Here is an 11,630-nt window from a genome sequence, read left to right on the forward strand (position 1 = left end):
CGGATAAGGCGCTCCCGGGTGCGGCGGCCTCGGCTGCTGGGCTCCGGGACGAGGGGCTCCGGGCGGCGGGGCGCCATGCGGCGGCATGGGACGCCCACCGGGGAGCGGGCCGCCAGGCATCGGGGGCCGTGGCGGAGGGCCGGATCGGGGACCAGGGGCACCCGGCGGCATCTGGCCGGGGCCCCCGACCATGCCGAACCGGGGGTGGTGCTGATCACTCACCGGTGCTCCGGAGGTTCGGGGGTGGGGGAGTCGGTCACTCGGCGGCGGTCCTGCGTCGGTCGGATCTGCGACCACTGGTGGGGGGAGCGTCACCAGTGCCCATGACGTAGGACAGCACGAGATGGTTCCAGCTACAGGTGCGGCAGACCTCCACCACGTAGACGGAGAAATCGGCGTAGGAGTTCGCCAGTTGCTCGATCTCCTCGGGCTTGCGGGCCGACCCGGCCGCGTGCTTGAGCGCGTCGCCGAAGATCCACGAGACCTGCGTGAGCCGCTCCTTGCGGCAGACCGGACAGGTCTGGTCGGTCGGCTCACCGTGGAACCGCGCGGCTCGGAGCAGGTACGGGCTGGCGTCGCAGACCTCGGCAACCCCGACCCGACCGGAGTGGACCTCTGCGAGCAGCGCCCGACGCTGCAACGCGTAGTCGACCACCTGTCGCTGGGTGCGCACCCGGCCAGGGTACGCGGGCTGTCACGCCCCCTGTTGAGAACGCCTCCGGTGCACTCGTTCAGTGGGTGGCGTACTTCTCGACACAGCGGGTAGATGTATCGAGCCGATACAATGGGCGTCGGCATCGGGCAGAGAGGCAGGTGGGTCGTCGTGCTGGAGCTGGCGATCCTCGGTCTGCTGCACGAGGCCCCGGTACACGGCTACGAACTGCGCAAACAGCTCGGGTTGCGGCTGGGCGGGTTCCGGGTTTTCTCCTACGGCTCGCTCTACCCGGCGCTGCGTCGCCTGACGCGCGCCGGCCTGATCGTCGAGGATCCGGAGCAGGCGCCCGAGCCGGGCGCGTGGTCCCGGCGCGCCCGGCGCGTCTACCGCATCACCGCGGAGGGCAAGGAGCGCTTCGCGGAGCTGCTGACCGAGTCCGGCCCCCAGTCGTGGGACGACGAGAGCTTCGGCGTGCACCTCGCCTTCTTCTCCCGCACCCCGGCAGAGGCCCGGATGCGGATCCTCGAGGGCCGCAGGCGAGCCGTCGAGGAACGCCGCGAGGGACTGCGGTCCACGCTGGCCAAGGCAGGTGCACAGATCGACCGCTATACCAGGGAGCTGCACCAGCTCGGTCTCGACTCGAGCGAGCGCGAGGTGCGCTGGCTCAACGAGCTGATCGCCACCGAGCGAGCGCAGCAGGACAGCGCCACCGGCGACGCTGCCGATCACCACTCGGATACCGACCACCCAGGGACCCGCGAGCCAGGGCCTGGGCACACCGAAACATGAGGAGGAGCCGGCCATGACTCAGGTCCGTGTCGCCGTCGTCGGCGTCGGGAACTGCGCAGCGTCGCTCGTACAGGGCGTTCACTACTACGCGGACGCCGACGCGTCCACCCGCGTTCCTGGGCTGATGCACGTCGACTTCGGCGGCTATCACGTCCGGGACATCACGTTCGTCGCCGCCTTCGACGTGGACGCCAAGAAGGTCGGTCGTGACCTCTCCGAGGCCATCGGCGCAAGCGAGAACAACACGATCAAGATCGCCGACGTGCCGCCGCTCGACGTACCGGTGCAGCGTGGGCACACGCTCGACGGGCTGGGCCGGTTCTACCGGGAGACCATCACGGAGTCCGACGAGCAGCCGGTCGACGTCGCGCAGGTGCTCCGGGACACCGGAGCCGACGTACTCGTGTCCTACCTCCCGGTGGGAAGCGAGGCGGCCGACCGGTTCTACGCGCAGGCCGCCATCGACGCAGGCGTGGCGTTCGTCAACGCACTACCGGTGTTCATCGCCTCCGACCCCGTGTGGGCCGAGAAGTTCCGCGTGGCGGGCGTGCCCATCGTGGGTGACGACATCAAGAGCCAGGTCGGCGCCACCATCACCCACCGGGTGCTGGCGAAGCTCTTCGAGGACCGCGGCGTTCAGCTCGACCGCACCATGCAGCTCAACGTGGGCGGGAACATGGACTTCCTGAACATGAAGGAGCTCGAGCGGCTGGAGTCGAAGAAGGTCTCCAAGACGCAGTCGGTCACGTCGCAGGTCGACCGGGATCTCGGTAAGGACAATGTCCATATCGGACCGTCGGACTACGTGGCGTGGCTCGACGACCGCAAGTGGGCGTACGTGCGGCTCGAGGGCCGCGCTTTCGGGGACGTGCCGCTGAACATGGAGTACAAGCTCGAGGTATGGGACTCGCCCAACTCGGCCGGCATCATCATCGACGCCGTGCGCGCGGCGAAGATCGCCAAGGACCGGGGCATCGGCGGCCCGCTGCTGTCGCCGTCGAGCTACTTCATGAAGTCGCCGCCGGAGCAGTACAGCGACGACGAGGCCCGGCGGGCCGTGGAGGAGTTCATCCGCGGCGAGCGGGAGCGCTGACGAACCCGCCATCCCTCGCACCGACCGGCCCCGGCCGCGGCACCTGCCGCGCCCGGGGCCGGTCGGCTGTACCGGGCTTTTTTCGTTCCGCGGGCACAACCTTTTCGTGCGATCAACTTCATTTCATAACGCAATTGATTTTCACTCTTTCGGATCATTGGCAACGCCAATGGCCCCCTGGCCGACGGTAGGCCGAGGATGATCCACACAATTGCCGATCCCGGGTGGAAGATCACCATCGCGACACTCCACTATTCGGGTGGAAATTGCGGTGATCACGATCACACAGCAGGGTTGCTTTCTTGAGAGATACGTCATGCCGATTTGGTGAAACGCCTTCGTAGCGTCTCGGACGGCCCTGCCGGCACCGCCGCTCACCCGGAGCGGTGGACGCAGGGTCACCGTCTGACGGGCGGGGTGTGGCACGGCCGGAAACATCGGCGGCTGTGCGTACTCGCTCCCCGTTGACGCCGCCAGCTCCCCGGTTCGGCGGCCGTGCGTCGGGCGGTGCTCACCCCGAGGAACCGCATCCGTGCCCATGCACATCCCTGCTCTGGCAACCCGCGCCGCCATCACGGCCACCGCCACCGCTGCCGCCGCTCTCGTCGGCGTCCTGCCCGCCCTCAACGGCGTGGCCGCCCCCACCGCAGCACCCACAGCAGCACCTGCAGCAGCACCAGAACTCGCAGCGACCCCCGAAGCGCCGGTGAACTCCCCCGCCACCGTCGCGCTGCCGGTGGAAACCGTCGCCCTGTCCAGGCCCAGCGCCGTCGCGGCGAGAGCCGTCGGCCACGCGATGAGCAAGATCGGTGCCCCGTACCGCTGGGGCGCCACCGGCCCCAACGCCTTCGACTGCTCAGGACTGGTCAGCTGGGCCTTCAAGAACGCCGGCGTCTCCCTGCCCCGCAACAGCCGTGCGATGTCCAGGGTGGGCAGACCGGTCTCGAAGTCCGACCTCCGCCCCGGTGACCTGGTCTTCTTCTACAGGCCCGTCAGCCACGTCGGCATCTACATCGGCGGCGGCAAGGTCGTGAACGCGGTGAACTCGAGGACTCCGGTCAAGGTCTCGAACATCAACGCCATGCCGTTCAACGGCGCCCGCCGGATCTGACCAGCGACGCGCGGTCCGCCCGTCTCGCGGGGTTCTCCCGCCCACGGCCGGGCGGACCGGCGTCCCCGGAGGTAGGAGCAGGTCAGGACGGTCGTAGAGTGCGCGGCCGTGACGGAGCTCGACCTACGTCCTCTCGCCCTGGTCACCGGGGCGTCCCGCGGCATCGGCGCCGCCGTGGCGAGGGCGCTCGCTCCCGGGCATGATCTGCTGCTCGGTGGCCGGGACACGGAGGCGCTGAAAGCACTGGCGGCCGAGCTACCGGGCGCGCGCCCATGGCCCGTCGAACTCACCGACACCGCGGCGCTGGCCGAGGCGGCAGGTGGCGTCGAGCGCCTCGACGTGCTGGTGCACTCCGCCGGCATGAGTGCACTCGGCACCGTCGCCGACACCTCCGTGGCCACCTGGCGACGCCAGTTCGAGGTGAACGTCGTCGCGGTGGCCGAGCTGACCAGGTTGTTGCTGCCTGCGCTCCGGGCCGCACGGGGACGGGTCGTGCTGCTGAACTCCGGCGCAGGCCTCGCCGCCAACCCGGGCTGGGCCTCCTACGCGGCCAGCAAGTTCGCCCTGCGGGCGTTCGCCGACGCGCTGCGGGCCGAGGAGGCCCCGAACGGTCTGCGGGTCACCTCGCTGCACTGCGGCCGCGTCGACACCGGGATGCAGCGCCACGTCGTCGCCCAGGAGGGAGGCGAGTACCGGCCGGAGGCCTACCTGCGGCCGGAGTCGGTGGCCGGGGCCGTGCTGCTGGCCGTGACGGCGCCCGACGACGCCGCCCTCACCGAGCTCGTGCTGCGGCCGGCCGCAGGCTGACCCATGAACCCTCTTAGACCACCACGTTGACGAGGCGGCCGGGCACCACGATGACCTTGCGGGGAGTGCGGCCGTCCAGGAGGGCGGCGACCTTCTCCTCCGCCAGCGCGGCTGCCTCCACCACGTCCGTACCCGCGTCCGCCGCAACGGTGATCCGGCCACGCACCTTGCCGTTGACCTGGATCGGGTACTCGACGGTGTCGGCCAGCAGGTACTGCTCGTCGGCCACCGGGAACGGACCGTGGGCCAGCGAGCCCTCGTGGCCCAGCAGCGTCCACAGCTCCTCGGCGACGTGCGGCGTCAGCGGCGCCATCATCAGCACCAGCTGCTCGGCGACGCTCCGCGGCACACCGGTGGTGCCGTAGGTCTTGGTCAGGTGGTTGTTCAGCTCGATGAGCTTGGCCGCCGCCGTGTTGTAGTGCAGCGCCGCGAAGTCGGCGTGCACGCCGGCGATCGCCCGGTGCAGCGCACGCAGCGTCTCGACGTCGGGCTCCTCGTCGGTGACGCGGGCCGTGCCGGTGTGCTCGTCGACCAGGTTGCGCCACACGCGCTGCAGGAACCGCTGCGAACCCACGACGTCGCGGGTGGACCACGGACGGGAGACGTCCATCGGCCCCGTCGACATCTCGTACAGGCGGAAGGTGTCGGCGCCGTAGCGCTCGCACATCTCGTCGGGAGTCACCACGTTGCGCAGCGACTTGCCCATCTTCCCGTACTCCCGGCGCACCGGCTGTCCGTTCCACGTGAAACCAGGGGTGCCGTCGGGGTCGACGACCTCCACGACCTCCTCGGCGGGAACGTAGGTGCCACGCGCGTCGGTGTAGGCGAACGCCTGGATGTAGCCCTGGTTGAACAGCCGCCGGAACGGCTCCTCGGAGGTGACGTAGCCCAGGTCGTAGAGCACCTTGTGCCAGAACCGGGCGTACAGCAGGTGCAGCACCGCGTGCTCGACGCCACCGACGTACAGGTCGACGCCGCCGGGGTCGCCCGGACCGCGGGACGGGTCCTTGCCCAGCCAGTACCGCTCGACCTCGGGATCGACGAAGCGCTCGGCGTTCTCCGGGTCCAGGTAGCGCAGGTAGTACCAGCACGAACCGGCCCACTGCGGCATCGTGTTGGTCTCGCGGCGGTAGCGCTGCGGGCCGTCCCCGAGGTCCAGGTCGACCGCCACCCAGTCCTCGGCCCGCGACAGCGGCGGCTCCGGCTCGGTGTCGGCGTCGTCGGGGTCGTACGTCTTCGGGGAGTAGTCGTCGATCTCGGGCAGCTCGACGGGCAGCTGGTCGTCCGGCAGCGGAACCGGCAGGCCGTCGGTGTCCCACGCGATCGGGAACGGCTCGCCCCAGTACCGCTGCCGGGAGAACAGCCAGTCGCGCAGCTTGTACTGGACGACCGACTCACCGGACTCCCGGGCCGCCAGCCAGTCGATGATCGCGCGCTTGGCGTCGGTGACGCCCAGGCCGTTCAGGCTGATCTCGTCGTTGGCCGAGTTGATCGCCGCGCCGTCGCCCGTGAAGGCCTCGCCGTCCCAGCCGTCGCTCGGCTGCACGGTGCGGGTGATCGGCAGGCCGAAGGTCGTGGCGAAGTCCCAGTCGCGCTGGTCCTGCGCAGGCACCGCCATGATCGCGCCGGTGCCGTAGCCCATCAGCACGTAGTCGGCGACGAAGACCGGGATCGGCTGCCCGTTCACCGGGTTGGTGGCGTAGGCGCCGGTGAAGACGCCGGTCTTCTCCCGGTTCTCCTGCCGGTCCAGCTCCGACTTGCGCGCCGCCGCGTCCCGGTAGCCGGTGACGGCCTCGCGCGGCGTGGCGGCCCCGCCGGTCCAGCGCGCATCGACATCGGCGGGCCACGCCTCGGGGGTGATCGCGTCGACCAGCGGGTGCTCGGGCGCCAGCACCATGTAGGTGGCGCCGAACAGGGTGTCGGGGCGGGTGGTGAAGACCTCGATCGGTGTGCCGACGCCGGTGACTGGGAAGCGGACCTGCGCGCCCTCGGAGCGGCCGATCCAGTTGCGCTGCATCGCCTTGACCGAGTCGGGCCAGTCCAGCCGGTCCAGATCGGCCGCCAGCCGGTCGGCGTAGGCGGTGATCCGCATCATCCACTGCTTCAGGTTGCGCCGGAACACGGGGAAGTTGCCCCGCTCGCTGCGGCCGTCGGCGGTGACCTCCTCGTTGGCCAGCACCGTGCCCAGCCCCGGGCACCAGTTCACCGGCGCCTCCGAGATGTAGGCCAGCCGGTGCCCGTCGACCACCCGGCGCCGTTCCACGCCCGTCAGCTCGCTCCAGGCCCGCCCGTCGGGAGCGGTTCGGGTGCCGTCGGCGTACTCGGCCTCCAGGTCCGCGATCGGACGCGCCTTCTGCTGCGCCTCGTCGTACCAGGAGTTGTAGATCTGCAGGAAGATCCACTGCGTCCACCGGTAGAACTCGACGTCGGTGGTGGCCACCGAGCGGCGCTCGTCGTGGCCCAGGCCCAGCCTGCGCAGCTGCGCCTTGTAGCGCTGGATGTTCTCCTCGGTGGTCTTACGCGGATGGGTGCCCGTCTGCACGGCGTACTGCTCGGCGGGCAGCCCGAACGCGTCGAAGCCCATCGCGTGCAGCACCGTGCGGCCGTTCATCCGCAGGTAGCGCCCCAGCACGTCCGTGCCGATGAATCCCAACGGGTGACCGACGTGCAGCCCGGAGCCCGACGGGTACGGGAACATGTCGAGCAGGTAGACCTTCTCGCCAGCGGTGGCGGCCGGATCGGCCCACGGACCCGACGGGTTGGGGGCGTGGAAGGTGCCCTCGCTCTCCCACCGGTCCTGCCAGCGACGCTCGATCTGCGCGGCCAGCCGCGCGTTGTACCGGTAGGGCAGCGCCCCGTCGTCGGCTGGGCCGTCGGCGCGCTCCGGCGCAACTGCGGTCGTGTCCGTGCTCATGTCCCACTCCTGGGAGGTGTCTAGTCGGCCCGAAAACCAGAAGACCCCCCTGCCGCTCGGGGCATGAGGGGTCGGCCGCGCCGGGTGCTGCTACTGCGACGCGGCCTCGACGAGGAGTCGATGGGCCACGCCTTCAGGGTAACTCCGCTGACGCAGGTCCCGCGCCCGGGTTCGTCTAGTGCGGCGGCCACAAACGTCCACCGGCGTTCGTGGCCACCGCACTAGGCTGGCCACGTGCCGCAGTCACTCCGTCTGGTCCTCGGTTCGCTGCTCGTGCTGGCCGGGCTCGCGCTCATCGCCGTCGCCGTGCTCGGCGCCCGCTCGCGCCTGCGCCGCAACGCCTGGATCGGGGTCCGCACGGAGACGACCCTGAGCTCGCACGCCGCGTTCGTCATCGGCAACAGGGCAGCGGCCACGCCTGCCGCCGCCGCGGGTGCGATCGCGGTGGCGGGCGGAGCGGTGCTGCTCTCGGGAGCGGGTGGCGTGCTCGGCTGGGTGGTGCTCGCCGTGGCGGTCGTCGGGACGCTCGGGCTCGCCGGCGTCGCCGGTGTCGTGGGCGACCGCGCCGCAACCTCCGTGGCCCCGCCGGCCGCCGGGCCGTCCGGCTGCTCGGGCACGTGCGCCGGATGCGACCTCGTGGCCGGTTGCCGCGACACGGCCACCAGTGTCCCGAGCGGCGCCGAACAGGGCTGACCCCGCCTCGCCGAGCGCCGGCCGTCAGTTGTGCCGGACGTCGGACGGGTAGGTCGCCAGCAGCGACAGGGGCATGCCCTGCCTGCGCAGCACGTGGCCCCACAGCGCGGCGTCGTGGCCGGACAGCACGTCGTCGGGCAGCGCAGGGACCACGATCCAGTCACCACGGTCGATCTCCCCGGCGAGCTGTCCCGCGTCCCAGCCCGAGTAGCCGGCGAACACGCGCAGGCCACGCAGACTCGGGCCGATCGCCGCCGGATCGGTGTCGAGGTCGACCAGGACCACCGGACCGCGCACCCGCACCAGCCCTTCCAGGTTGCCCGGGTGGAGGCCGGTGCGCACCGCCCCGAGGCAGAGCGCCGTCTCCCCCTCCACCGGACCACCGACGAACACCGCGCTGGGCTGCGCGGACAGCGGCGCCCAGGCAGGCAGCACGTCGCGCACCGGGACCTCGCTCGGCCGGTTCAGCACGACGCCGAGACTGCCCCGGTCCCGGTGCTCGATCATGAAGATCACCGTGCGGTGGAAGTTGGGATCCTGCAGCCCCGGCGCAGCAACGAGCAGGCTGCCCGGCCCCGGCTCGGAACCAGGAGAAGCACCAGAGCCCGAGCGGTCGTCCACCACGCGGTCCATCGTCGCATCCGGCAGTCCGCGTAGCCTTCGCCCGTGCCGACATCGGGACCACCGACGCCGCCGGTCGCCGCTGGAAAAGCCGCGACCGAGGCGACCGAGCGACTGGGTTTCGCCCGGCTCGTCCGCACCCACGGCCTCCGTCGCCTTCTCGCCGTGCGCTTCGCCACACAATGGGCCGACGGCGTGTTCCAGGCCGCACTCGGCGGCGCGGTCCTCTTCAACCCCGAGCGGCAGGCCGATCCGATCGCCGTCGCCGCCGGGCTGGCCGTGCTGCTGCTCCCGTACTCGTTGATCGGCCCGTTCGCCGGGGCGCTGCTGGACCGCTGGGACCGCAAGCGCGTGCTGATGACGGCCAACGTCGTGCGGGCAGCGCTCATCGTCGTGGTCGCAGCCACGGTCTTCACCGGCGTCTCCGGTCCGGGCCTGTACCTGGCCGCACTCGCCGTCGCCGGGGTCAGCCGGTTCGTCAACTCGGGCCTGTCGGTGGCGCTCCCGCACGTCGTCCCCCGGCGGCACCTGGTCGAGGCCAACACCTTCGCGGTCACCGTGGGCGCCGGCATGGCCGCGCTCGGCGGGGCCAGCGCGATCGGGATCCGCGCGATCGTCGGGCCCGACGACACCGGCTCGGCGATCACCACGCTGGTGGCCGTGGTCGGGTCGCTGCTCGCCGCCGCGCTGGCTGCGGGGTTCAGCCGCGGGTCGCTCGGGCCCGACCGGACCGACCCGGGCAGCCGCACCGCCGTCACCGTCCTGCACGGGCTCGCCGACGGGGTACGCGCCACCGCCGCCACCCCCTCGGTGGCCGCGTCCTTCCTCGCGCTGGCGGCCCACCGGCTGTCCATCGGCATCACCACACTGCTGTCGCTGCTGCTCTTCCGGTACGCGTTCACCGACAGCGGCCTGTTCCGCGCCGGGCTGGCGGGCATCGGCGAGGCCGTCCTGCTCGGCGCAGCGGGTCTCGGGGTCGCGGCGCTGCTCGCGCCGTGGATGGTGCGGCGCTGGGGCCGTCCCCGCACGATCCGCACGGCGCTGGTGGTCGCCACCGTCACGCAGGTCGCCCTGGCGCTGCTGCTCTCCGCTCCCGCCGTGCTGGCGGCGGCGTTCGTGCTCGGCGCCACGGGCCAGATCGTGAAGCTGTGCACCGACGCCGCGGTGCAGAGCGAGGCGGGCGACGGGTTCCTCGGCCGGGTGTTCGCCCTGTACGACATCGTGTTCAACGTCGGTTACGTGCTCGCGGTGGCCGTCGCCGCCCTGCTCAGCCCGCCCGACGGCTACGCCCCGTGGCTCCTGGGCGCGGCGGCCGCCCTCTACCTGCTGGGGCTGCTGGCCCACGACCAGCAACTGCGGCGCACCCGCGAGGCCTGACCGCCGTCAGCCCACGCCGTTCTCGGTCGCCCAGATGCGGAGCTCGGCCTCCGCGTCCTCACGCGACAGCGGGCCGCGCTCCATGCGCACGGCGAGGAGGTGCTTGTAGGCCTTTCCGACGAGCGGGCCGGGCGGGACGCCGAGCAGCTCCATGATCGCGTTGCCGTCCAGGTCGGGACGGATCGCGTCGAGCTGCTCCTGCTTGCGCAGCTCTGCGATCCGGTTCTCGAGGGAGTCGTAGCTGCGCTGCAGCGTGGCCGCGCGGCGTCGGTTGCGGGTGGTGCAGTCGGACCGCACGAGCTTGTGCAGCCGGTCGAGCAGGGGCCCTGCGTCGGCGACGTAGCGCCGTACCGCGGAGTCGGTCCACTCGCCGGTGCCGTAGCCGTGGAACCGCAGGTGCAGGAACACGAGCTGGGCGACGTCGTCGATGACGGCCTTGGGATAGCGCAGCTCGCGGAGCCGCCGCCGCACCATCTTCGCCCCGACCACCTCGTGGTGGTGGAAGCTGACGCGCCCGTCGGGTTCCTTGCGCCGGGTGTCGGGCTTGCCGATGTCGTGCAGCAGGGCCGCGAGGCGCAGCACGAGATCCGGGCTGCCTGGCTCCTCGCGCTCGATCGCCTGCTCCATGACGACCAGCGAGTGCGTGTAGACGTCCTTGTGCTGCATGTGCTCGTCGACGGCCAGCCGCATGGCCGGCACCTCCGGCAGCACCTGCTCGGCCAGCCCGGTGTCGACCATCAGCTCGACCGCCCGGCGCGGGTACGTGCCGCAGATCAGCTTGGTGAGCTCCACCTGCACCCGCTCGCGGGTGATCCGGCGCAGCTCGGCCGCCATCGCGGTCATGGCCGTGAGGACCCGGGGGGCGGGCGCCAGCCCCAGCTGGGAGACGAAGCGGGCGGCCCGCAGCATCCGCAGCGGGTCGTCGGCGAAGGACTCCTCCGGCGTCGCAGGCGTGTCGAGGACCCCCGCCGCGAGCGCGGCGAGCCCACCGTGCGGGTCGACGAAGCGGCGCTCGTCGCCGGTGAGCTCCACCGCCATCGCGTTGACGGTGAAGTCGCGGCGCACGAGATCGTCCTCGATGGTGTCGCCGAAGGCGACCACCGGGTTGCGGGTGACGCGGTCGTAGGCGTCGGCCCGGAACGTGGTGATCTCCACGGTGTCGCCGCGCTTGCGCGCCCCGACGGTGCCGAAGGCGATGCCGGTGTCCCAGACCGCGTCGGCCCAGCCGGCGAGCACCGCGAGTACCGCGTCTGGCCGCGCGTCGGTGGTGAAGTCGAGGTCGCCGGACTCGCGCCCGAGAAGGGCGTCGCGGACGCTGCCGCCGACGAGGTAGAGGCGGTGGCCGGCCAGGGCGAAGCGGGCCGCCAGCTCCTCCGCGACCGGCCCGATCTGCACCATCTCCACGACCGCATTCTCCTGGGCACGAACGAGGTCGGGGGGAACGGCACCGGACGCCAGGGCTGCTGCGGACACGGCGGGCCAGTGTAGGCGCCCGGGTCGGACGCAGCGACGAGGATGGTGGCCCGGCGCTGGCCGGGCACCGGAACCGGTCTGCTCGATACGATCGCCG

10 protein-coding genes are annotated in these 11,630 nt (G+C 71.6%); 6 read left to right on the forward strand and 4 right to left on the reverse strand.

Going from position 1 to position 11,630, the window contains the following annotated elements; translation table 11 throughout:
• Positions 1–256: 256 nt before the first annotated feature.
• A complete protein-coding gene (locus tag AC5L35_RS08735) occupies positions 257–673 on the reverse strand; it encodes a DUF5318 domain-containing protein (RefSeq protein ID WP_169400625.1) in 417 nt (138 codons plus the stop codon).
• A gap of 150 nt (positions 674–823) precedes the next feature.
• Between AC5L35_RS08735 and AC5L35_RS08740 the strand changes: the two genes are divergently transcribed.
• The 4 genes from AC5L35_RS08740 (at position 824) to AC5L35_RS08755 (ending at position 4,455) form a co-directional block, all read left to right on the forward strand.
• Entirely contained in the window at positions 824–1,444 is a 621-nt protein-coding gene (locus AC5L35_RS08740; protein WP_495059046.1) for a PadR family transcriptional regulator, read from the forward strand.
• A gap of 13 nt (positions 1,445–1,457) precedes the next feature.
• Entirely contained in the window at positions 1,458–2,537 is a 1,080-nt protein-coding gene (locus AC5L35_RS08745; RefSeq protein WP_495059047.1) for an inositol-3-phosphate synthase, read from the forward strand.
• 538 nt (positions 2,538–3,075) lie between these two features.
• Positions 3,076–3,648, forward strand: a complete 573-nt coding sequence (locus AC5L35_RS08750) for a C40 family peptidase (protein ID WP_495059263.1) — start codon at positions 3,076–3,078, stop codon at positions 3,646–3,648.
• A gap of 108 nt (positions 3,649–3,756) precedes the next feature.
• Entirely contained in the window at positions 3,757–4,455 is a 699-nt protein-coding gene (locus AC5L35_RS08755; RefSeq protein WP_495059048.1) for an SDR family oxidoreductase, read from the forward strand.
• 13 nt (positions 4,456–4,468) lie between these two features.
• Here the strand turns inward: AC5L35_RS08755 and leuS are convergent, their stop codons facing one another.
• Positions 4,469–7,369 carry a leucine--tRNA ligase gene (gene leuS / locus AC5L35_RS08760; RefSeq protein WP_495059049.1) on the reverse strand — a complete coding sequence of 967 codons (2,901 nt, stop codon included), beginning with the start codon at positions 7,367–7,369 and terminating at the stop codon, positions 4,469–4,471.
• Between the two features lie 234 nt (positions 7,370–7,603).
• On the opposite strand from leuS, the gene AC5L35_RS08765 reads away from it, so the two are divergent.
• Positions 7,604–8,062 carry an SdpI family protein gene (locus AC5L35_RS08765; RefSeq protein WP_495059050.1) on the forward strand — a complete coding sequence of 153 codons (459 nt, stop codon included), beginning with the start codon at positions 7,604–7,606 and terminating at the stop codon, positions 8,060–8,062.
• Between the two features lie 24 nt (positions 8,063–8,086).
• On the opposite strand, the gene AC5L35_RS08770 is transcribed toward AC5L35_RS08765, so the two are convergent.
• Positions 8,087–8,695, reverse strand: coding sequence for a YqgE/AlgH family protein (locus AC5L35_RS08770; protein WP_495059051.1), 609 nt, complete (start codon positions 8,693–8,695; stop codon positions 8,087–8,089).
• 33 nt (positions 8,696–8,728) lie between these two features.
• Here AC5L35_RS08770 and AC5L35_RS08775 point away from each other — a divergent pair, with 33 nt between their 5' ends.
• Positions 8,729–10,060, forward strand: a complete 1,332-nt coding sequence (locus AC5L35_RS08775) for an MFS transporter (protein ID WP_495059052.1) — start codon at positions 8,729–8,731, stop codon at positions 10,058–10,060.
• Between the two features lie 6 nt (positions 10,061–10,066).
• On the opposite strand, the gene AC5L35_RS08780 is transcribed toward AC5L35_RS08775, so the two are convergent.
• Positions 10,067–11,533, reverse strand: a complete 1,467-nt coding sequence (locus tag AC5L35_RS08780) for a CCA tRNA nucleotidyltransferase (RefSeq protein WP_495059053.1) — start codon at positions 11,531–11,533, stop codon at positions 10,067–10,069.
• Positions 11,534–11,630 lie beyond the last annotated feature (97 nt).

This window comes from Pseudonocardia sp. OZ21, from assembly GCF_059359135.1.

Excerpts from the sequence above, each read along its gene's own strand:
- AC5L35_RS08745 (WP_495059047.1), top strand. The coding sequence starts at position 1,458 with ATGACTCAGGTCCGTGTCGCCGTCGTCGGCGTCGGGAACTGCGCAGCG.
- AC5L35_RS08750 (WP_495059263.1), top strand. The coding sequence starts at position 3,076 with ATGCACATCCCTGCTCTGGCAACCCGCGCCGCCATCACGGCCACCGCC.
- leuS (WP_495059049.1), bottom strand. The coding sequence starts at position 7,369 with ATGAGCACGGACACGACCGCAGTTGCGCCGGAGCGCGCCGACGGCCCA.
- AC5L35_RS08770 (WP_495059051.1), bottom strand. The coding sequence starts at position 8,695 with ATGGACCGCGTGGTGGACGACCGCTCGGGCTCTGGTGCTTCTCCTGGT.